At 67.5% G+C, this 18,603-nt stretch carries 23 protein-coding genes; 13 read left to right on the top strand and 10 right to left on the bottom strand.

The genetic code is table 11. The annotated features are described in order from the left end of the window. The first annotated feature begins 23 nt into the window (after nt 1-23). The 5 genes from AC1RT8_RS06910 to AC1RT8_RS06890 all read left to right on the top strand — a co-directional run bounded on the left by AC1RT8_RS06910 (nt 24) and on the right by AC1RT8_RS06890 (nt 4,919). Nucleotides 24-2,927 (top strand): sensor domain-containing protein, encoded by a 2,904-nt coding sequence (locus AC1RT8_RS06910; RefSeq protein ID WP_493074863.1) that lies wholly within the window; start codon nt 24-26, stop codon nt 2,925-2,927. 72 nt (nt 2,928-2,999) lie between these two features. Beyond that, nucleotides 3,000-3,605 (top strand): DUF4142 domain-containing protein, encoded by a 606-nt coding sequence (locus AC1RT8_RS06905; protein ID WP_493074862.1) that lies wholly within the window; start codon nt 3,000-3,002, stop codon nt 3,603-3,605. Beyond that, the gene (locus tag AC1RT8_RS06900) at nt 3,602-3,961 is read left to right on the top strand and encodes a type II toxin-antitoxin system Phd/YefM family antitoxin (RefSeq protein WP_493074861.1); all 360 of its coding nucleotides are present in this window, start codon (nt 3,602-3,604) and stop codon (nt 3,959-3,961) included. The genes AC1RT8_RS06905 and AC1RT8_RS06900 overlap by 4 nt, the downstream gene beginning before the upstream one ends. Further along, nucleotides 3,958-4,353: a type II toxin-antitoxin system VapC family toxin gene (locus AC1RT8_RS06895; protein ID WP_493074860.1), complete on the top strand. Its 396-nt coding sequence runs from the start codon at nt 3,958-3,960 to the stop codon at nt 4,351-4,353. The genes AC1RT8_RS06900 and AC1RT8_RS06895 overlap by 4 nt, the downstream gene beginning before the upstream one ends. 65 nt (nt 4,354-4,418) lie before the next feature. Then, nucleotides 4,419-4,919: an FKBP-type peptidyl-prolyl cis-trans isomerase gene (locus AC1RT8_RS06890; RefSeq protein WP_493074859.1), complete on the top strand. Its 501-nt coding sequence runs from the start codon at nt 4,419-4,421 to the stop codon at nt 4,917-4,919. Between the two features lie 5 nt (nt 4,920-4,924). On the opposite strand, the gene AC1RT8_RS06885 is transcribed toward AC1RT8_RS06890, so the two are convergent. After that, complete coding sequence (locus AC1RT8_RS06885; RefSeq protein ID WP_493074858.1) at nt 4,925-5,572, bottom strand: TetR/AcrR family transcriptional regulator; 648 nt, start codon at nt 5,570-5,572, stop codon at nt 4,925-4,927. A 102-nt stretch (nt 5,573-5,674) separates the two neighbouring features. Between AC1RT8_RS06885 and AC1RT8_RS06880 the strand changes: the two genes are divergently transcribed. Beyond that, nucleotides 5,675-6,499 carry an SDR family oxidoreductase gene (locus tag AC1RT8_RS06880; protein ID WP_493074857.1) on the top strand — a complete coding sequence of 275 codons (825 nt, stop codon included), beginning with the start codon at nt 5,675-5,677 and terminating at the stop codon, nt 6,497-6,499. A 42-nt stretch (nt 6,500-6,541) separates the two neighbouring features. On the opposite strand, the gene AC1RT8_RS06875 is transcribed toward AC1RT8_RS06880, so the two are convergent. The 3 genes from AC1RT8_RS06875 to AC1RT8_RS06865 form a co-directional block, all read right to left on the bottom strand. Further along, entirely contained in the window at nt 6,542-7,216 is a 675-nt protein-coding gene (locus tag AC1RT8_RS06875; protein ID WP_493074856.1) for a methyltransferase family protein, read from the bottom strand. A 54-nt stretch (nt 7,217-7,270) separates the two neighbouring features. Next, nucleotides 7,271-7,624: a hypothetical protein gene (locus AC1RT8_RS06870; protein WP_493074855.1), complete on the bottom strand. Its 354-nt coding sequence runs from the start codon at nt 7,622-7,624 to the stop codon at nt 7,271-7,273. Between the two features lie 85 nt (nt 7,625-7,709). Further along, the gene (locus AC1RT8_RS06865; RefSeq protein WP_493074854.1) at nt 7,710-8,165 is read right to left on the bottom strand and encodes a hypothetical protein; all 456 of its coding nucleotides are present in this window, start codon (nt 8,163-8,165) and stop codon (nt 7,710-7,712) included. Between the two features lie 162 nt (nt 8,166-8,327). Between AC1RT8_RS06865 and AC1RT8_RS06860 the strand changes: the two genes are divergently transcribed. From AC1RT8_RS06860 to AC1RT8_RS06850, 3 genes are all read left to right on the top strand, one after another. Further along, on the top strand, nt 8,328-8,657 hold the full coding sequence (locus tag AC1RT8_RS06860) for a hypothetical protein (RefSeq protein WP_493074853.1): 330 nt from the start codon (nt 8,328-8,330) through the stop codon (nt 8,655-8,657). A gap of 131 nt (nt 8,658-8,788) precedes the next feature. Further along, nucleotides 8,789-8,980: a hypothetical protein gene (locus tag AC1RT8_RS06855; RefSeq protein ID WP_493074852.1), complete on the top strand. Its 192-nt coding sequence runs from the start codon at nt 8,789-8,791 to the stop codon at nt 8,978-8,980. A gap of 37 nt (nt 8,981-9,017) precedes the next feature. Then, a complete protein-coding gene (locus AC1RT8_RS06850; protein ID WP_493074851.1) occupies nt 9,018-10,259 on the top strand; it encodes an esterase-like activity of phytase family protein in 1,242 nt (413 codons plus the stop codon). Between the two features lie 291 nt (nt 10,260-10,550). Here the strand turns inward: AC1RT8_RS06850 and AC1RT8_RS06845 are convergent, their stop codons facing one another. The 3 genes from AC1RT8_RS06845 to AC1RT8_RS06835 form a co-directional block, all read right to left on the bottom strand. Next, nucleotides 10,551-10,985, bottom strand: a complete 435-nt coding sequence (locus tag AC1RT8_RS06845) for a nuclear transport factor 2 family protein (protein WP_493074850.1) — start codon at nt 10,983-10,985, stop codon at nt 10,551-10,553. Nucleotides 10,986-10,995: 10 nt separating this feature from the next. Beyond that, entirely contained in the window at nt 10,996-11,604 is a 609-nt protein-coding gene (locus tag AC1RT8_RS06840) for a hypothetical protein (RefSeq protein ID WP_493074849.1), read from the bottom strand. A gap of 104 nt (nt 11,605-11,708) precedes the next feature. Then, nucleotides 11,709-12,719: a M28 family peptidase gene (locus AC1RT8_RS06835; RefSeq protein ID WP_493074848.1), complete on the bottom strand. Its 1,011-nt coding sequence runs from the start codon at nt 12,717-12,719 to the stop codon at nt 11,709-11,711. Nucleotides 12,720-12,832: 113 nt separating this feature from the next. On the opposite strand from AC1RT8_RS06835, the gene AC1RT8_RS06830 reads away from it, so the two are divergent. After that, complete coding sequence (locus AC1RT8_RS06830; RefSeq protein WP_493074847.1) at nt 12,833-13,375, top strand: GNAT family N-acetyltransferase; 543 nt, start codon at nt 12,833-12,835, stop codon at nt 13,373-13,375. A 276-nt stretch (nt 13,376-13,651) separates the two neighbouring features. Here the strand turns inward: AC1RT8_RS06830 and AC1RT8_RS06825 are convergent, their stop codons facing one another. Genes AC1RT8_RS06825 through AC1RT8_RS06815 form a run of 3 tightly spaced genes read right to left on the bottom strand, consistent with a single transcriptional unit; the run spans nt 13,652 to nt 16,597 of the window. After that, nucleotides 13,652-15,280, bottom strand: a complete 1,629-nt coding sequence (locus AC1RT8_RS06825; protein WP_493074846.1) for a saccharopine dehydrogenase family protein — start codon at nt 15,278-15,280, stop codon at nt 13,652-13,654. Next, nucleotides 15,277-15,687 carry a thiol-disulfide oxidoreductase DCC family protein gene (locus AC1RT8_RS06820; RefSeq protein ID WP_493074845.1) on the bottom strand — a complete coding sequence of 137 codons (411 nt, stop codon included), beginning with the start codon at nt 15,685-15,687 and terminating at the stop codon, nt 15,277-15,279. Before AC1RT8_RS06820 ends, AC1RT8_RS06825 begins: the two co-directional genes overlap by 4 nt. Then, complete coding sequence (locus tag AC1RT8_RS06815; protein ID WP_493074844.1) at nt 15,680-16,597, bottom strand: LysR family transcriptional regulator; 918 nt, start codon at nt 16,595-16,597, stop codon at nt 15,680-15,682. Before AC1RT8_RS06815 ends, AC1RT8_RS06820 begins: the two co-directional genes overlap by 8 nt. 107 nt (nt 16,598-16,704) lie before the next feature. On the opposite strand from AC1RT8_RS06815, the gene AC1RT8_RS06810 reads away from it, so the two are divergent. The 3 genes from AC1RT8_RS06810 (at nt 16,705) to AC1RT8_RS06800 (ending at nt 18,576) form a co-directional block, all read left to right on the top strand. Continuing rightward, a complete protein-coding gene (locus tag AC1RT8_RS06810; protein ID WP_493074843.1) occupies nt 16,705-17,313 on the top strand; it encodes an FMN-dependent NADH-azoreductase in 609 nt (202 codons plus the stop codon). 222 nt (nt 17,314-17,535) lie between these two features. Beyond that, the gene (locus AC1RT8_RS06805) at nt 17,536-18,027 is read left to right on the top strand and encodes a hypothetical protein (protein ID WP_493074842.1); all 492 of its coding nucleotides are present in this window, start codon (nt 17,536-17,538) and stop codon (nt 18,025-18,027) included. Nucleotides 18,028-18,342: 315 nt separating this feature from the next. Next, nucleotides 18,343-18,576, top strand: coding sequence for a hypothetical protein (locus AC1RT8_RS06800; protein WP_493074841.1), 234 nt, complete (start codon nt 18,343-18,345; stop codon nt 18,574-18,576). The last annotated feature ends 27 nt before the right edge of the window (nt 18,577-18,603 follow it).

Below are 18,603 nucleotides of genomic sequence, written 5' to 3'. Positions count from 1 at the left end.
CGGAAGGACCGTCCGTAACGCCGATGCCGCAGGGCGCCGGCGCGATCGAGGATTCGATCCTGCGACGCATCGTCGCGCTCGCGATCGATGCGCTGGACGCACCGATCGGCTTCATCAGCTTCGCCGCCGCCGACCGTCAGCTGGTGCGGGTCCAGATCGGCATGTCCGGCCCGCTGCGGCCGGCGGACGCGCTGCTCTCGGCCGACCTGATCGGCCAGCCCGACCCGATCATCGTCACCGACACCCAGGCGGCGGACTGGCAGGGCCTGATCCCCGCCGCCGAGCTGATCGGCGCGCGGTTCGCGGTCATCATGCCGATCGGCGCGCCGGGGGAAGCGGATACCGGGACGCTCTGCGTGTTCGATACCGTGCCCCGCGCCGAGCCCGACGCCCGTGCGATGCGCATGCTCGCGGGCTTCGCCGCGCTCGCCGGGGCCGAACGCTGGCCCGCGCCGAACCCGGTGCCCGTCACCCGCCCCGCGCTCCGCACCGCGCAGCTCGACACCGTGTTCCGCGAGGCGATGGTCGGCATCGTCCACCGCGAGCTGAACGGCCGGCTGCTGATGGCGAACGAGCATTATTGCACATTGGTCGGCCGCACCCTGGCGGAGCTGGAGACGCTGTCCGCCCAGATCCACGTGCACCCCGACGATATCGCCCGCAACGAGGGCAAGTATCGCCGGCATCTCGAAAAGGGCACGCCCTTCCGCATCGAGCTGCGCTATGTCCGGCCCGACACGTCGATCATCTGGTGCGAGGTCAACCTCTCCTTCGTCCGCGACGAGACCGGCGAAATCCGCTCGGTCGTCACCGTCGCGCAGGACATCACCCGCCGCCGCCACGCCGAGCAGGCGCTGCGCGAAAGCCGCGAGCATCATCGCCATTCGGTCGAACTCAACCCGCAGATCCAGTGGACCGCGCGGCCCGACGGGTCGATCGAGGAAGTCGGCCCGCTCTGGACCTCGCTGACCGGCAGCACCACCGAACAGGCCCGCGGCGACGGCTGGATCCAGGCGCTCCACGCCGAGGATATCGTGCCCACGGTCCGGTCCTGGCAGGAGGCGATCCGGCTTCGCCAGCCGGTCGATGTCGAATATCGGCTGCACTGCGGCGACACCTATCGCTGGATGCGCGCGCGCGCCGCGCCGCGCTGCGACGAGCAGGGCGAGATCATCCGCTGGTATGGCTCGCTCGAGGACATCCACGATCGCAAACTGGCCCAGCAGGCGCTGACTGAAAGCGAGGAGCGGCTGCGCCTGGCGGTGCAGGCCGCGCGGCTCGGGGTCTGGGATTACGATACGATCACCGGGGAGCGGCGCTGGTCGGAGGAGCTGCTCGAGATGCTCGGCCTGCCGTCCGACGCCGAGCCGAGCATGGCCGCGGTGATGGCGCTCGTTCATCCCGACGACCGGCAGAAATTCCAGTCGGTCGTCTCGGCGGCGACCGGCGGCCTGCTGCCCGCCGGGTTCGAGGTCGCGCTGCGCGTCCGGCGCGCGCATGACGGCGCCCAGCGCTGGCTCAAATCCACCGGTTGGAAGACGGTGAGCGGATCGGGCCATCTCAGCCGGTTGATCGTCACCTTCCAGGACGTGACCGAGGAGCGCGACGCCGAGGAGCGGATCCGCTGGGCCGCGACGCATGACCCGCTGACCAACCTGCCCAACCGGCTGGCGCTACAGGAAGAGCTGGAAAGCGCGATCGCGATCGCCAAGGGCAGCGACGAGCAGATCGGCCTGATGTTGTTCGACGTCGACAATCTCAAGCGCATCAACGACACGCTCGGGCACGATGCGGGCGACGCCCTGCTGCGCGTCTTTGCGCGGCGCCTGGCCGCGGTCGCGCCGGCGGGCGCGACGATCGGCCGGCTGGGCGGGGACGAATTCGCCATCGTCATGCCGGCGATCAGCAGCGGCGAGGATATCGATCGCTGCGCCACCGCGCTGCTCGAAAGCCTGCGCGTGCCTTTCGCGTTCAACGGGCGCACGCTCGACTGCGCGGCGAGCATCGGCGCCTCGATCTTCCCGGAACATGGCAACAACCCGACCGAGCTGCTCAAATCGGCCGACCTGGCACTCTATGCGGCGAAGTCGTCCGGACGCGGGCGCACCCGCCTGTTCAGCCCGGAAATGCGGTCCGATCTGCAGCGGCAATTCTCGATGATCAACCTGGCCAAGGACGCGCTGGCCAATGCGCGGATCGAGGCCTTCTACCAGCCCAAGATCGATCTCAACACGCACCGGCTGGTCGGGTTCGAGGCGTTGCTTCGCTGGCAGGATCCGCAGGGCGGCACCCATATGCCGGCCGATATCCGCGCCGCCTTCGACGATCCGGACCTGTCGATCGAGATCACCGACCGGATGCTGGGCAAGGTGACGGGCGACCTCAGGCGCTGGCTCGACCAGGGGCATGATCCGGTGTCGATCGCGGTGAACACGTCTGCCAACGACTTCCGCTACGACAATTTCGCCGAGCGTGTGCTGGCAAGCCTGGAGCAATGCGGCCTGCCCGCGCCCATGCTCGAGATCGAGGTGACCGAGACGGTGTTCCTCGGCCGCGGCGCCCAGTTCGTCGACCGGGCGCTACGCCTGCTGAGCGCCGCGGGTATCCGCATCGCGCTCGACGATTTCGGCACGGGCTACGCCTCGCTCAGCCATTTGAAGCAATATCCGGTCGATGTGCTGAAGATCGACCGCAGCTTCATCAGCAACCTGGAAAACAGCCCGGACGATGCGGCGATCGCCGACGCGGTGATCGATCTAGGTCGCAATCTGGGCATCATGATCGTCGCCGAGGGCGTCGAGACCAGGGCCCAGGCGAACCATCTGCGCGACCGGGGCTGTGCGGTCGGCCAGGGTTTCCTGTTCGGCCACCCCGCCACCGCCGACGAGATTTTCCCGCGCTGGCGCGACGGATTCTACCGGGGCTGACGCGGGCCGCGGGCGGAACGTACGCGTCCGCCCGCGCGTTCGACGCGCCTGTGCCCACAGGGAGAATCCTTCATGAAATACTTCACTTCCGTCGCAACAGCCGCCCTCGCCCTGAGCCTTTGCGCTTGCGGGCCGAAGACCGAGGCGGCCGCCGACAATGCCGTGAACACCGCCGGAGAAGCGATCGACGATCTGGGCAACACCGCCTCGAACGCGGCCGATGCGGTGGATGACGCGCTCAACCCGACGCCGAGCGGCCAGACCTTCGCCGATACCGCGGCGAAGAGCGACGCGTTCGAGATCGCGGCGGCCAAGCTTGCCCTGACCAACGCCTCCTCGGCCAGGGTCAAGGCGTTCGCCAACGACATGATCAAGGCGCACACCGCCTCCACCGCCAGGATCGAGGCGGCGGCGGCTCAGGCACGTCCGGCGATCACCCCGGATGCGACGCTGACCGGCGAGCAAAATGACGACCTGACCGATCTGGGCAAGCTCAAGGGCACGGATTTCGACAAGGCCTATATCGACGGCCAGATCGACGCGCATGACGACGCGCTCGAACTGATGGAGAATTTCGCGAAGGACGGCGACGTCGTGCCGTTAAAGGCTGCGGCCGCCGAGATCGCGCCGGTGGTGAAGACCCATCTCGACATGGCCAAGGCGCTCGAGACGAGGTGACCGGCCAGGAAAACCGCACACGCTCGCTTGATACGGACCATATGATGGTCTACATTTCTCTCCGCTGGTCCATTCAGCGGTCTATGGAGGACATGGCGATGCGCGTATCGGTAACCGAGGCGAAGGGGCAGCTCACCGAACTGGTGCGCCGTGCCGAAGCGGGTGACGAGGTCGTGTTGACCCGGCACGGCCACCCGGCCGTCCGTCTGGTGCCCGTCAACCCGGTGCCGGACCGCAAGGCGCGCCGGGTCCTGCTCGAGGCCATGCGCGCGTCCGGTGCAGCCAAAAAGACGGCGGGCCCTCCCGCCGCTCGCAGCCAGGACTTCCTTTATGAAGATGACGGCCTGCCGGGATGATCGCCGTCGACACGTCGGCGCTGATCGCGATCCTGCTCGACGAGCCCCAGGCCAATGCCTGTATCGCGGTGCTTGAAAGCGAGGACGATCTGGTCATTTCGGCGGGCACCGTGGCGGAAGCGCTGATCGTGGCGGAGCGCCGCAATGTCGGCGACGAACTGACCGCATTGATCGACGGCCTCGGCTTCGAAATCGTGCCGGTAACGCCCGCATCGGCGCGGCGCGTCGCGGGGGCCTATGCCCGGTGGGGCAAGGGGCTCCATCCGGCCGGGCTGAATTTCGGCGATTGCTTCGCCTATGAAGTGGCGAAGGAGCATCAATGCGGCCTGCTCTATATTGGCGACGACTTCGCCAGGACCGACATTCGATCGGCCCTTCCCGACCCGGCATGACCCAATTCCCCTGCCCGTGCAGGCCGCTATAGAGCGGCCTTCGACACGCGCGCGAAAGGATGACGATGGGCAAGTTTTGGGTAATGGCGATGGCGACCGCGATCACGCTGGCCGGGGCGCCAATGGCACTGGCCCAGGACGCACCCGATGCGGTCAACAGCCAGGATGCGCGCTGGCACAACCGCCAGATGCTCTATCTGCTGACCCTCAAGGCCGCCGACGGGTGGCACTATACCGCAAGCGGCCTGCGTTATCGCCGGATCAAGGCGGGTCCCGCCGGCGCGCCGCATCCCGCGCCGAGCGACAGGGTGACGATCCATTATACCGGCCGGCTGATCGACGGCACCGAGTTCGACAGCTCGGTCGGTCGCGGCGCGCCCGCGACCTTTCCCCTGCCCCGGCTGATCCGCGGCTGGCAGGAAGGCGTGCCGTTGATGGCGGTCGGCGACACCTTCGAATTCGCGATCCCGCAGAACCTCGCCTACGGCACCGAGGCCACCGGCCCTATCCCGGGCGGCGCGACCTTGCTGTTCACGATCGAGCTGTTCGCCACCACTCCGGGATGACCCCTTCAGGCGAGGTCGGGCAGATCGTCCGGCATCATGCGCTTGAAGAGATCGATGACCTGCGCGCCCTCGGCCGGGGACAAGGTGATCGCATGACGCACCGCGGCGGCGATCAGGGTCATGGTCAGCTGCGCCAGCGCGTCTAACGCGGCCGCGTCCCGATCCGGCGCGATGCGCCGCATCGCGTCGAGCAGGAGGCCGGAGAGGAAGGCGCCATCCTCTTCGTCAAGCCGCTGCAGCGCCCGGTCGGCCTGGGTCGCCTGCCAGATGTCACGCATCACCGGTTCGTCGATGAACATGCGGTAATAGCCGTCGACCACGCGGCACAAGGCCGGATGCAGATCCCGGACGGTCTGTACCGGCCCCAGCTCGGCCACCACGCAGGCGCGCCCGATCGCATTGTAGCGTTCCGCCAAAGTGCCGATGATCGCCGTCTTGTCGGGGAAATATTGGTAGAGCGAGCCGAACGGCACCCCGCTCCGTTCGACCACATCGCTCATGCGAAAGGCCTCGCTGCCCTTCTCGGCCATCAGCGCCGCGGCTGATTCGAGGATGCGCTCGAACCGTTCCCGGCTGCGCCGCTGCGTGGGGACGAGCCGCGGCTTGCTCCCGCTCTCACCGTCCACCGCCGTCCGTCCTGTCTTCGCCGCCACCGATCGTCCTTTTTCGCCGCTTGACGAATCAAATACGAGAGTTTATCGGGTTTTGCAAATACGAGAATTTCTCGTATTTTCACTGGCAAAGGAAAGTTGATCATGACGAACAAGGCTCCCATCCTGATCATCGGCGGCGGCGGCAAAACCGGCCGGCGCGTCGATGCCCTGCTGACGGCGCGTGGTATCGCCACGCGCCCGGTCTCGCGCTCCACCGCGATCCCGTTCGACTGGCTCAAGCCCGAGGACTGGGCCGCGGCGCTCGACGGCGTCTCCATGGCGTATGTGACCTTCCAGCCCGATCTCTCGGTCGAGGGCGCGAGCGAGGCGATCGCCGAACTGAGCCGCCTCGCCCGCGACAAGGGGCTCGAGCGCGTCGTGCTGCTGTCCGGACGCGGCGAACCCGGCGCCGAGCGCGCCGAGGCAGCGCTGCAGGCATCGGGCGTGCCCTGGACGATCGTGCGGGCGAGCTGGTTCAACCAGAATTTCAGCGAGGGCTATCTGATCGACGGCGTGCTGGCGGGCGAAGTCGCGCTGCCGGCCGGCGCGGTGCGCGAGCCGTTCATCGACACCGACGATATCGCCGATGTGGTCGTCGCCGCGCTGACCGACACGCGTCACGCCAACCGCCTGTACGAGGTGACCGGCCCCCGCGCGCTGACCTTTGCCGAGGCGATCGGCGAGATCGCCGCAGCGACGGGCAGGCCGATCAGCTACACGCAGATCTCGCCCGAGGACTTCGTCGCCGGGCTGCGGCCTTTCGTCGAGGAGGAGATCGTCGACCTGCTCAACGAGCTGTTCATCGTGGTGCTCGACGGCCGCAACGAGCAGGTGATGTACGGCGTCGACGAGGCGCTGGGCCGGCCGGCCCGCGACTTCGCCGACTATGCGCGGGACATGGCGGCCTCGGGTGTGTGGAACGTCTGAGCCGGAACGGGCGGATCGGTGAGGGCACCGGCGCGCGAGCCCTCACCACAGGCCCGGGATCAACCTCCAGCGGACTCGGCCGGCATAGTCCGCATAGCCAGGCAGTCCGGCGTGCAGCAGCCGGTCTTCCCATGCCGTGCGCAGCACCAGCACCGCCGAGGCCAGGCCCGCGGGGACAAGCGCCCACCAGGAGCCCAGCGCCAGGGCCATGCCCGGGAACAGCAGCAGCGCCGAGACATAGCCGGGATGGCGCACGAACCGGTAAGGCCCGGTGTCGATCACCCGCTGGTGCCGCTCCGACTGGATCCTGACGCCCGGTTCGAAAAAGGGGTTCACCGCCTGCGCCCAGGCAGTGACGGCGATGCCCGCCAGCACGGCGCCATAACCCGCCACGACCAGCCAGAGCGGCACCGCCGACCAGTGCAGCCGCCCCGCATCGAGTGCCGCGACCGGGAGGATCGCCACCATCGCCGGCAGGATCACCGCGAGCAACGCCTTGTCCCAGCCCATGGTCCCGGGCTGGAATCGGCTGCGCGCGCGGTAGATCACCGGATTGACCCGGGCGAGCACCAGCGCCGACGCGCCGAAGCCAAGGATCGTCACCGCGACGAACACCCAGCCGGGGCGCCAACCGATCGAGCCGGCCGGCAGGAAGAGGAGGAGGAGCAACGAGAGCGGCAGGCCGATCGCGTAGGCGATCGCTGTCCTGCGCGACATCGGATCTGGTTCTCGGGGAGGCTCCATGGCGATGATCCTCGATTGCGATTTGGTTCAGGGCGCGGTGTTGCCCGGCGCCTTGCCGTCCACATCGGTGGTCGCGATCTGCAACATGCCGCTTTCCTGCAGGATGACGACCCAGTCGCGCCCGTCCTCGCAATGCGCGGTCCAGGCCGGGCGGCCCTGCACCGGCGCGCGGGGTGCGGAGCTGGAGACCGACTGGCAATCGCTGCCGGCATCGTCGAGCGCGCGGTAGAAGACGACATCGCGCTGCTTCGGCGCCAGCGCGTTGATCCGCCCCAGATAATCGACCTCCGGCTTGGCCGGCGCGGTGGCATTCTGTTGCGCGGCGGGCTGGCTGCACCCGGCGAGTGCCAGGGCGAGACAGGCTGGCATCAGGATCTTCATCGCAGGGACTCCTTCGTGGCGCCGTCCTTGTCGCAGGAATCGGCGCCTGGCGTGAAGACGAAAACGCCCGGAATGCGGTTTCCGTTCACGCCGAGTTGAACCGCTCCCATGCCAGCTCGACCGGGATTGCTTCCACTCCGAGCGCAACGGTCCGGGCCGTCTTCGCCGCGCTCGTCGCATAGGGCGGGAAGCCTTCCGCCTCCAGCCGCGCGTCGATCCAGGCGTCGCGACGCGCGGCCAGCAACTGCCACAGGCCGGCACAGGCGCCGCCATTGGCGCGGGTGCGCCAGCCAAGGCCGAAAAAGCGCTCGGGGCAGCGCTCGAACAGGCTTGTCACTTCCCCGATATCGCCGTGCGCCGCGCCCGCGCCGAGATCCGGCCGGTCGTGATGGAGCGCCTCCAGCCGCGCACCGGCCGCATCGAGATCGCGCAGGATCGCGAACAGCGCCGCGATCGCGGGATCACCCGTCCAGGCGGCATAGCCGGCCTGGCGCGCGGTCGCCGGGTGAAGTGCGCGGGCAATTGGATCTGCGTCGGCCATGCTCAGTTCCCGAGTGAACGGCCTGTATCGCGCGATCCGGACCCGCAGTGAATCGACACCAAAATCAACACCAAAAACGCCGCGAGTTGCTCTCGATCAATCACGCCCCAGCCTTTGGCCCGTATCGGACGTTTGCCCAGGTCGCCGTTGAGGAACGCTCCTTTGTTACGTCGCATTTTCGGAAAGAAGCGTCCGGCAGAGACCGTCTCTTTCCAGGCCGAGGTGGCGGAGCACCATCGCGACCCGACCCGGGAGGCGATTGCAGGCGGACGCTATCTGCTCTTTACCCCCGAGGCCGATGGCCGCGCGGTCCTTCTGCTGAACACCAATCCGCGGCTGATCGCCTCGGTGCTGCGCCGGGCAGCCGCATGCGGCGGCGCGGACTTGATCGTCGAATGGGTGTGCGAGGCGAGCGAGGACCATCGTTATCATCTGGCGGCCGACAATTTCCGGTCATGCTGCATCCTCGTGCCCGCCGCCGAACGGGACTGACCACCAACGCCGACTTAATGCGGGAGCGCCGGTTCGCTCTCGAAACTTAATGCCTGTCGCGCCCATCTCCGCCACGCGCCAATCCGGGCGCAGGGACGACGACAATGCGAACCCGGTGCGCGGGAGCAGCGATGGTGATGGCGAGCGTGGCGGCGATAGTCGCGCTGCGATGGCTGGTGACGATGCCCCCTCGCAATCATCCGGCGACCATGGCCGAATTGCTGCTCGCGGCCTTCATCGTGCTGGCCGGCCTGCCCGGCATCGGCATGCTGGTCGAGGGGCCTTCGCTCTTCGGCCTCGTCGATCGGCCGCGGGAACACTGAGCGCGCCTCAACCGGACAAACCGGTTATGGCGGCGCAATGGCCGATCCGCGCGATTCCCTCCACGCCACACGGCTCGATTATGATGACGAGCTGCTCGGCACGCTCGACCTGCCGGGCGGCACGCTCCGTGTCACGCGCGGGCTGGGGTCGGGGCTGTCGCGGCGCGCGGGCGATGCGCCCGGCATCGTCTGGGCGATCGGGGACCGCGGGCCCAATCTGAAGATCCCCTTTGCGATCGATCGCTACGGGCTGGACGATCTCGGCCGCCTTGCCGATCTGGCCGGGGCCAAGATCATGCCCTTCCCTACCATCGGCCCGGCGATCTCGGAACTGCGCGTCAAGGGCGACCAGGTGACCTGCCTCCGCACCATCGCCCTGCGCGATCGCAGCGGGCAGCCCCTGTCCGGCCTGCCGGTGCCGGGCCGCTTCAACGAGCCGGCCTTCGATATCCATGGCGGGCCGATCGCCCCCGATTCGTCGGGCGCCGATACCGAGGGCATCGCCGCCGCGGCCGATGGCAGTTTCTGGATCGCCGACGAATATGGCCCGTCGATCTTCCATGTCGCGCCCGACGGAACGGTGCTGGTCCGCTGGGTCCCGCAAGGGTGCGGCGACGCGTTTCGCACCGCCGACTATCCCGTGGTCGAGGCGCTGCCAGCCATTGCCGCGCGCCGTGAGCTCAACCGGGGGTTCGAGGCGCTGGCGCTTTCGGCTGGCGGGCACCGTCTGTACCTCGCCTTCCAGAGCCCGCTCGCCCATCCCGACGAGCAGGCGCACCGCCGCGCCCGTCATGTCCGCCTGTGGGAACTCGACGTGGCGAGCGGCGCGGTGACCCGGCAATTCCTCTATCGGCTCGACAAGCCCGGCAGCTTTCGTCGCGACGCGGCGATCGGCCGGGTAAAGCGCGGCGACCTCAAGCTGTGCGATATCGCCATGACCGGCCCGCAATCGTTACTGGTGCTGGAACGCGGATCAGCCACGACGAAACTATACACCGTCACGCTCGATGACAGCCGGGCACTCGACGGGCGCCACCTCGATACCGCTACCCGGCCGACGATCGAGGAGCAGAGCGCGGCGGACGAGTCGCTTCCCCATCTCGCCAAGGCCCTGATATTCTCGACCGACGATCATCCGGAGATCGATGCCGACCTGGAAGGCGTGACCCTGCTGTCCCAGCGCACCTTGTTGCTGGTCAACGACAGTGATTTCGGGGTGGACGGCGTGCCGACTCGATTCTGGCGAGTCGCTCTACCAGCGAATGTCGTGATGGAGTGAAAATGCGGGGGAGAGCGCCTGTGGCAGCTCGATCCCCCGCGCTATCGTTTCGCCAGTGCCGGTCTTTCCGGCGGCTTTTCCGCTCCTGTTGCGTTTCTTTTTTATGTCAGGCGATACGATGGCGGCGCCTTCATAGCCGAACCGCGGACAAAAAAAAGGCCGGTACGAGACCGGCCGTGAAAGTTTTAGGAGAGGATGCCTGAAAGGCACAGTCGTTGTGCACTGCAGCAGGTTTCATCGCAAGTGCAAATATTGCATTGCAGCATACAAAAACTGCAACTGGTAGCGCTATCATGATATCCGGGTGACCTGGATATGCGCCGCCTGCCACTGCCCTCCGTTCCGGCGGAACGTGTCGGCGAAGCGAAAATGGCTGGCAAAGGCATCGCCGCCCGAGACGCCGCGCAAGGTGGTCTCGGCGCCGACCACGCCGGCATCCGGGCCGAGCATCACCACGATGCGATCGTGCAGGACGATCGGATCGAACCGGTCGCCGGGTGTCGTCCAGCCCTGGATGAATTCCTTCTTGCCCTGGCGCTTGCCCGATCCGTCGATGAACACGAGATCGTCAGCGACCATACGCTCGAGCGCCGGACCGTCCTTGGCGAGCTGCGCGCGGTCGAACGCGTCGGCGAACGCGACCAGGGCGGCGCTGTCTTCCACCGGCGGCGTGGCGGCCGAAAGCGGGGCCGCGGCGAGCAGCAGCGCCAGGATCGGGAATCGCATCATTTCCTCCCTATTGCTTCGGCAGTTTGGTGAACTCGGAGATCCAGTTGGTCTCCCAGCTCCGCCCGCCATCGTCCGAAAAGGCCTGCTCGATCCGGAAGCTGGTGGCGGTCATGTTGGAGAAGATGAACCGCACCAGGATCGCCCGGCCGTTCAGCTCTTCCTGATTGTAGAACAGCCCGCGCCCGTTCGCGAAGCCGCCAACCATCGGTTCGCCCAGCGCGCCGTCGGCGCTGTTGGCCCAGCGGATCTTCCACTGGCGCGATGTCGCGTCGTAGAGGCGCAGGCTCATGCCCTGAATCCGCCCGGCCGACCCCGAGACGTCGAGCTCGCCGAGATTTGCCTTGCCGCTCCAGACCGGCCGCACCACCGACAGGCCGTCATAATCGACCCATGTCGTGGACCCGGTCAGCGGCCTAAGCCGGCGCGCGATATGCGCCTTCCACCGGCCGAATTCGAAATCGAAGTCATGCGACCCGTCCCGCAGCACCGGCGCGACGCGCGCCTCGGGTCGCGGCGGCTGGATGCGCGACTGGGCGGGCGCAATACCCGGCAATGCCGCGAGCAGCACGGCCGGCAACAGCACCCCGCAGCGCCTCGCGATACGATCGATCGTCATGTCATCCTCCCGGGGCTCGGGCCCCCTCGCCCTTGCCGTGGCGTCAGTCTAGCCGAGATGCGCGCCCGGACAAGGAGATAGCCGCGACATCTCCGAACCGCGGATTACCGCATCACCCTGATCGTCCGGTCCAGCCCCGACACCAGCCGCGCCAGCCGGTCATAATCGATCTTGTCGGGCGTATCCGCGAGGCTGTGATAGTGCGGATAACGGAAGGGCGCGGTATCGGTGACCATCAGCGCGGGGAAACCCTCGCCCGAAAAGGCCCAGTGATCCGACCAGTCGACACCCTGGATGAAGCCCGGCGCTGCCCCACCCACGCTGGGGAAATGCGCCACCTCGCGGAACGACTCGATCGTCCGCCGCACGAACCCCCGCGCATCGGTCGTGCCGGCGAACGCCACGAAATTCCCGGTCTCGGGATAGAGCATGCCGAGCGGCCAGGGATAATGCTGGCTGTGCGGCGCATCGCTGTAATAGCCGATCGTCTCGAGGCTGATCATGCCGAGCACGGGTTCGCCGCTGCGCTTCAGCTGCGCGGCATAGACGACGCTGCCCATCAGCGGGGTCTGGAACCAGGGCGGCTCCTCATTGACGAACAGCACCAGCCGGAGGCGCAGCGCCGCCTTGCCGCGCAGATCGGCGAGGCTGCGCGCCAGCTCGATCACCGCCGCGGTGCCGCTGCCATTGTCGTTCGCGCCCGGCGCGTCGAACGCGCTGTCATAGTGCGCGCCGATCACCAGCGTCTTTGCATCGGGTTTGGCTGGCTCGATCGCCACCTCGATATTGCGTACCCGTTCCCCGCCCGCGCCGAAACTCTGGCGGCGCACGGCATAGCCCATGCCCGCGAGTGCGCCCTCGATATGCCGCGCCGCGCGCTCGAGCTCGATCGGATGCTCGACATTGTGCGGCACGCTGGCGATCGCCGTCACATGACCGCGCAGCCGCTCGGCAAGGTGCGTCTCGCCGGGAGTCAGTGGCGGAAGCGGACCGGCATAGGAGATGCCCGGGACCGCAGTCAGCCAGAGCAGCCCCAGAACCGGAAGCAGGAAGATCGCGGCGACGATCCCCAGCGATATGAGCCGGGTTCGCCAGATGCTCGTGTCGTTCCTCATTGGCTCCCTTCCCGCCCATACAGGGCTAACAGGCGCGCCCACCAATGCCAAACCGGCGCCACGACATCGCCTTTTTCGGGCGCCAGAGCGGTCGCCACGGAAGGGTTCATGTCATGTTCGATTTCCAGCCAAGCCTGTCGGGCGATCTGCTCACCTTGACCCCGCAGGTGCCTGAGGATTGGAGTGCGCTGTTCGCTGTGGCGTCCGATCCTGCGATCTGGGCAATGCACCCGATGCGCGAGCGGTATCGCGAACCGGTGTTCCGGAAATTCTTCGACGAGGCGCTGGCCGATCGCGGCGGGCTGGTCGCGCGCGACCGCGCCGATGGCTCGGTGTTCGGCTTCTCGCGCTATTCGGAACAGTTCGCCGAACCGGGCGAGGTCGAGATCGGCTGGACCTTCCTGGCGTGCGACCGCTGGGGCGGCGGCTGGAACCGCGAGATGAAGCGGCTGATGCTCGGCCACGCCTTCGGGTCGTATGACAGCGTCATCCTTCGTATCGGCGAGGACAATCTCCGCTCGCGCCGCGCAGTGGAGAAGATCGGCGGCGTGCTGACCGACCGGGTGCAGGAATACCGGATGGGCGACGCGATGATCCGGCATGTGACCTATGCGATCGCCCGGGACGGTTTTGCCGACGGGCCGCTGCGGGACTGAACGCGCGACAGGGGCGAAACCTTCGATCATTGGGTGTGGCTAGCGGAGAAGCGCGGGCGATTGAATCAGTTGCGGCACGAAAATGTTGGAGCATGTGCCAAAACTCTCTGCGGATTTCGCGACCGATGTTGGACGGGCACGAGGGGAAACCGCCAAAAACCCGATCACGATGTTGGATAGTTTTGGCACTGCTGGTCGGACGGCCTGCCCGAAAATTTGAATCGATTTGAATCAAGCGCCATATCGCCCTTTCCGGTATGCGGCGGCAGCGATCGGTCACGCCTCCGGCACCAGCCAGCCGTCATAATGCACCACCAGCCCGATCAGCGGCAGCGCGACGGGCACGTCGAAACGGAAACGCTCGCCTTCCTGCCATTCACGCGCCTCGGTGCGCGGTGCGAGCGCCAGCGGGAGGGGAATGCCAAGGCAGGTCCAGCGGCGCATCTCCATCCTCAGGCCCTGTCCGTCCGAGGGCAGGGCGAAATGGAAGCGTAGCGGCCCGAAGCGTTCGACGAGCCTGTCGACCTTCCGGCTCAACCGGCTGGTGAAGGCGTGGCGGCCGAAGGAGCGTGTCCATGTCTCCACACCATCCCGTTCCGTGAAGGCGACATGCAACGGGTGCGTGCCCGGCGGCGGGAAACCCATGATCCGGGCGACCGCGCGGGCGAGCAGGTTGGTGCCGCCCTCCACCCGAGCCTCGCCCGAAGCGCCCCCATCGCGGCAGACATTGTGCATGGCCCGAACCGCTTCGGGCAGCGCATCGAACGCCGGACCCATCACCCGCTGGTAGAGCGGGTCCGGCAGACGCGTCTCGACCGTCTCGTGCCGCATGCGCAGTGCGGCCAGAAGCGGCCCGAACTGGACCAGCTCAAGCAACCGTCCGGCGTCGCGCGCACCCGCGGCCAGCCGCCCCGCAAACAACGCGTCCGCCAGCAGCACTGCGGCGAGCGTCGGCGTCTCCGGTCCGTCCCCTTGTTCCGCGATCAGGGTCCAGCGCCGCTCGACAAAAGCGCCCGCCACCTCCCCGGTCAGCCGCACCGACATGGCCGACCGGTCGCTGGTCAGCACTCTGGTCAGGCGTTGCAGCGGCAGCAGGACCGGCGCGAGCGGGGTGGCGGACAGGCCGAACCAGCGAATCGGCCAGCTCAGCAGCCACAGCCCGATGGTCTGCACCGAAATCTCGGTGCCCGCGCGGAAGGTCACCGCCGGACGGCCGGGCAGCATAGCGGGCATCAGGTCGAGATCGGGCACCTCGGCCAGCGCGATCCACCGCTCGCGCACATCCGGCACGCCCGCCACCGCGAAGGTCTCACGCCGCAACTCCTGCCAACCCCAGCCGGGCGTCCAGTGCCGGTTGCGCCAGAGGCGGACGGGCTTGCCAACATAGGACAGGATCGCCGCCGCGACCGACGGCCCGGCGGTGGCGCGGTTGGAAGCGCTGATCGCCACCTCGACCTCAGTCACCCGCTCCATGCCCTTCGCGAGGTGCCGCGCCACCGCGCCCGATAGCGCCGGCACGCTCGATGCGCCGGAGACGATCGCAACGCCCGCCTCTCGCGCCGCGTCGTCGAGTGCGCTGATCCCGATCACGAACCCGCGCGCATCGGCCAGGTCGAGATAGGATATGCCCGCCCGGATACTGGCAACCGGCACCCGGTAGTCGCTGTTCTGGAACGGCCCCGCCGCGTCGATCAGCAGGTCGGGACGATGCTCGGCCAGCAGCGCAGCGACATCGCCGTTACGGTCGGCGACCACGGGCTCGGTCCCGGCTATCCCTGCGCAAAAGATCCGCGCCTTTTCCCCGCTACGGCCGGCGACCAGCACATGATGCCCGCGACCGACCAATCGCCGCGTCAGCCGCGCGCCGAACCCGCCATAACCGCCAAGGATCAGGATCCGGCTCACAACACCCGGCGCGCCTGCTCCGGGGTGGGCAGCCAGCAGGTCTCGCGCCGGCCGAACAGGCGGTAGCGATTCCGCGCAATCCACCGATAGACCGGATCGCGCAGGAAGGGCGGCACCAGCCGCAACGCGGCGGCCGCGCGCCACGGCCAGCCCAGCCCGGCATAGATGGCGAGCACCGCGTCGCTGTCGCGCTTCACCGCGTCGCCGTCGACCAGGATGATCGATTCCGGATTGGCCGGATCGACGCCGAAGCGCCGGTACAGGCTGGCGCCGACATCGCCCTGCATCGAGGCGAGGCGAAAATGCTCGCGGCGGTCATGCTTCAGCACGAATTGTGCATTGGCAGAGCACAGCACGCACTGCGCGTCGAACACGATGATGGGATGGTCGACCATCGCCTCAGTCATGCCCTCCCGGACACTGGGCGACCGTATCCTTCAGCCGCTCGATCAGCCAGCGCCCGGCAGGGCCCGGGGGTGTGTCCTTGCGGTGCACCGCGAGCATCGGCAGCAGATTGCCCTCCGGCCAGCCATCTTCCAGCACCAGCTCGACCAGCCGCCCCTCGGCGAGATCGGCCCGCGCCAGCGGCTCGGGCATGCTGCCCCAGCCGAGACCCGCGCGCAGGAATTCATGCTTGGCGCCGAGATCGGCGATGCGCCACGTCCTGGGCGAGAGCACGCCGAATTCCTTGCCGCGCGACAGGTCCGACCGGTCGGTGAGGACGAGCTGGACATGCTCGGCCAGGGTCAGCCGGGGGATCGGTGCGGCCTGCTGCGCCAGAGGGTGCTCGGGCGCCGCGACCATGATCAGCGGAATCGAGAGCAGCCGTTCCTGGACAAAATCCTCGGGCACGAGCGGCAAGGTGCCGACCACGGCAAAGGCAGCGCGCCCTTCCGATACCGGCTCGATCACCGCGCCCAGCGCCTCGACATTCACCCGCAGCGGGGTGTGCGGGAAGGTCGCCTGGAAATCCCGCACGGCATGCGCAAAGACGAAGATCGGGAACATCACGTCGATCGCCACCGACAATTCGGCCTCGAGCCCGCCGGCCAGATCGCGGGCGCGCGCCTTGAACGAATCCATCCGCCCCGCCACCGCCCGCGCCTCGGGCAGCAAGGCGCCGCCCGCCTCGGTCAGCGCCGGATAGCGCGCGCTGCGATCGAACAATTGCACGCCAAGCTGCCGTTCGAGCGTGCCGAGCGTCTGGCTCACCACCGACTGCGCCCGGCCCAGCCGTCGGCCGGCCGCGGAGAAGCTGCCTTCCTCCGCCGCGGCGAGGAAGGTGCGGAGTTGATCGAGCGAGACGGCGTCGAGCATGTATCGGAATCCCAGATGGTATCCAGATGAATATATAGGCTACTACGCTATATAACGAGTCCATATCTGCACTTCGCAATCACTCTTCGTTTGCGAAGGACACCATCATGAAGCTCCTCCATGTCGATTCAAGCATTCTCGGCCCGGGCTCGGTGAGCCGTCATCTGTCGGCCTCGATCGTCGCCCAGCAGCAGGCGCTGCACCCCGGCATCGAGATCGTCCGGCGCGACCTCGCGACCGATCCGGTCGATCATCTGTCCGGCCTCCACCTCGCCGCGGCCCAGGGCGCCGTGCCCGAAGCCGAGCCGCTCCAGCGCGATCTCGCCTCGGGCCAGGCAGCGCTCGAGGAGTTCCTCGCCGCCGATGTAGTCGTGGTCGGCGCGCCGATGTATAATTTCGGCATCCCAAGCCAGCTCAAGGCATGGATCGATCGCCTCGCGGTCGCCGGCCGCACCTTCAGCTACGGTCCGGACGGCCCCAAGGGCCTGGCCGGCGGCAAGACGGTGATCATCGCCTCGTCGCGCGGCGGCTTCTACGGCGCCGATACGCAGGCGGCCTTCCTCGACCATCAGGAAACCTATCTGCGCGGTGTGTTCGGCTTCTTCGGCATCACCGATATCCGGTTCTTCCGCGCCGAAGGCGTCGCGATGGGCGAGCCGCAGCGCCAGCAGGCGATCGACAGCGCCGAGGCGGAAATCCGCAAGCTGGCGGCGTAGGCCGGCCGTATCTCTTACCGACATCCATGGTTCCGCGAGCGCAGTCCCCGTTGCGCCTGCGGAACCATGGACCCCGGAACCAGTCCTGGGCGACGGTGAGGGATGCATAATGCCGCTCACCGGCCGAGCCGGCGCACCCTAGTATGTCGCGGCGCGATCATGCTAGCGGACCCCGGCAACGGCGCCTCCATCAGGAGCGCGCCGATCCGGGAGAGTCTTTCAATGCGCGCGTGGTTGGTTACGGTTCTGGCGGCACCCTTTCTCTTATCCGGATGCGGCCCGTCCGCCCCCGACGAGAGTGACGCGCAGGGCCCGGTGCTGACCCCATCGATCAAGGCCACGCCCGACATTCCGGTCGACAATCTCATCGCGCTGCCGCCCACCGCCAATGGCGGCTCCGCTGCGCTGAAGCGCGATGCGAGCAAGGTCGAGGGGATGGTGCATTATAGCTGCGCGGGCGGCCTGACCCTCACGGTCGACCACGACCTGGCCTGGGACGTGATGCGGCTGACGATCGATGCGAAGACGTTCGAGCTGACCAACATGCTGTCGGACACCAGCAACAACAAATACCGTTCCGAAACCGGCCGCAAGCCCGGCCAGAGCCTGATGTGGCAGACCAGGGGCAATGAAGGCGTCCTGATCGAGGGACCCAAGACCGCGCCGTCCGATTCAGCCGAGCAGAAGGCGATCACCTGCCGGCGAAACGCCTGAGTCCGCGCGTATTTCCTCCATTTTGAAGCGATCCCGAATCTTCCTCGCCGGAATTAACCAAAAATTAATTAATGTGAATTAAGTATATTGCGGGTGGGCACCCCCCTTCTCGCGCCCACAAGGAGCCCCGGCCATCCCCCTCTTCGGCCGGGGCTCTTTTCCCCGAACTCCCGAAACGGCCCCTTCCCTCTCGCGCCACGCCGCGATTTATGGGATGGGTGGAGCGTGACGAGCGGCATGGGTCGCATGGTGGGACGGGACACAGAACAAGGCCCGCTCAGCCATTCGGCGGGACCGCTCGAGCAGGGGAGCGGTATGGTACTTACCTTTCCGGTCATCACGTTCGGGGCGATCACTCTCGTCGTCGGCGGTGCGGCCGTGCTGATGCCGATGATCAGGGCGGGGCTCGCACGATCGCGCAAGCGCCGCCGGTCGAAGCATCGCCGGAACCGAAAGGACCACCCGCACACGCCCCGTCAGAGGATCGATATCGTCGCCGCGCCCGAACGGGCCGACACCCCGCCCGGATCCTCCGCCGATACGGGTTAGCGCCCTATCAATCCGGCCGGCGGCAAG

This window comes from Sphingomonas sp. GW821-FHT10F11 (assembly GCF_058809095.1).
This window is presented reverse-complemented; position numbering and strand designations above follow the sequence as displayed.

Excerpts from the sequence above, each read along its gene's own strand:
- AC1RT8_RS06805 (WP_493074842.1), top strand. The coding sequence starts at position 17,536 with ATGCGCGCGTGGTTGGTTACGGTTCTGGCGGCACCCTTTCTCTTATCC.
- AC1RT8_RS06855 (WP_493074852.1), top strand. The coding sequence starts at position 8,789 with ATGGTGATGGCGAGCGTGGCGGCGATAGTCGCGCTGCGATGGCTGGTG.
- AC1RT8_RS06910 (WP_493074863.1), top strand. The coding sequence starts at position 24 with ATGCCGCAGGGCGCCGGCGCGATCGAGGATTCGATCCTGCGACGCATC.
- AC1RT8_RS06840 (WP_493074849.1), bottom strand. The coding sequence starts at position 11,604 with ATGACGATCGATCGTATCGCGAGGCGCTGCGGGGTGCTGTTGCCGGCC.
- AC1RT8_RS06870 (WP_493074855.1), bottom strand. The coding sequence starts at position 7,624 with ATGAAGATCCTGATGCCAGCCTGTCTCGCCCTGGCACTCGCCGGGTGC.
- AC1RT8_RS06890 (WP_493074859.1), top strand. The coding sequence starts at position 4,419 with ATGGGCAAGTTTTGGGTAATGGCGATGGCGACCGCGATCACGCTGGCC.
- AC1RT8_RS06865 (WP_493074854.1), bottom strand. The coding sequence starts at position 8,165 with ATGGCCGACGCAGATCCAATTGCCCGCGCACTTCACCCGGCGACCGCG.
- AC1RT8_RS06880 (WP_493074857.1), top strand. The coding sequence starts at position 5,675 with ATGACGAACAAGGCTCCCATCCTGATCATCGGCGGCGGCGGCAAAACC.
- AC1RT8_RS06905 (WP_493074862.1), top strand. The coding sequence starts at position 3,000 with ATGAAATACTTCACTTCCGTCGCAACAGCCGCCCTCGCCCTGAGCCTT.
- AC1RT8_RS06835 (WP_493074848.1), bottom strand. The coding sequence starts at position 12,719 with ATGAGGAACGACACGAGCATCTGGCGAACCCGGCTCATATCGCTGGGG.
- AC1RT8_RS06895 (WP_493074860.1), top strand. The coding sequence starts at position 3,958 with ATGATCGCCGTCGACACGTCGGCGCTGATCGCGATCCTGCTCGACGAG.
- AC1RT8_RS06875 (WP_493074856.1), bottom strand. The coding sequence starts at position 7,216 with ATGTCGCGCAGGACAGCGATCGCCTACGCGATCGGCCTGCCGCTCTCG.
- AC1RT8_RS06815 (WP_493074844.1), bottom strand. The coding sequence starts at position 16,597 with ATGCTCGACGCCGTCTCGCTCGATCAACTCCGCACCTTCCTCGCCGCG.
- AC1RT8_RS06850 (WP_493074851.1), top strand. The coding sequence starts at position 9,018 with ATGGCCGATCCGCGCGATTCCCTCCACGCCACACGGCTCGATTATGAT.
- AC1RT8_RS06845 (WP_493074850.1), bottom strand. The coding sequence starts at position 10,985 with ATGCGATTCCCGATCCTGGCGCTGCTGCTCGCCGCGGCCCCGCTTTCG.
- AC1RT8_RS06830 (WP_493074847.1), top strand. The coding sequence starts at position 12,833 with ATGTTCGATTTCCAGCCAAGCCTGTCGGGCGATCTGCTCACCTTGACC.
- AC1RT8_RS06810 (WP_493074843.1), top strand. The coding sequence starts at position 16,705 with ATGAAGCTCCTCCATGTCGATTCAAGCATTCTCGGCCCGGGCTCGGTG.
- AC1RT8_RS06820 (WP_493074845.1), bottom strand. The coding sequence starts at position 15,687 with ATGACTGAGGCGATGGTCGACCATCCCATCATCGTGTTCGACGCGCAG.
- AC1RT8_RS06800 (WP_493074841.1), top strand. The coding sequence starts at position 18,343 with ATGGTACTTACCTTTCCGGTCATCACGTTCGGGGCGATCACTCTCGTC.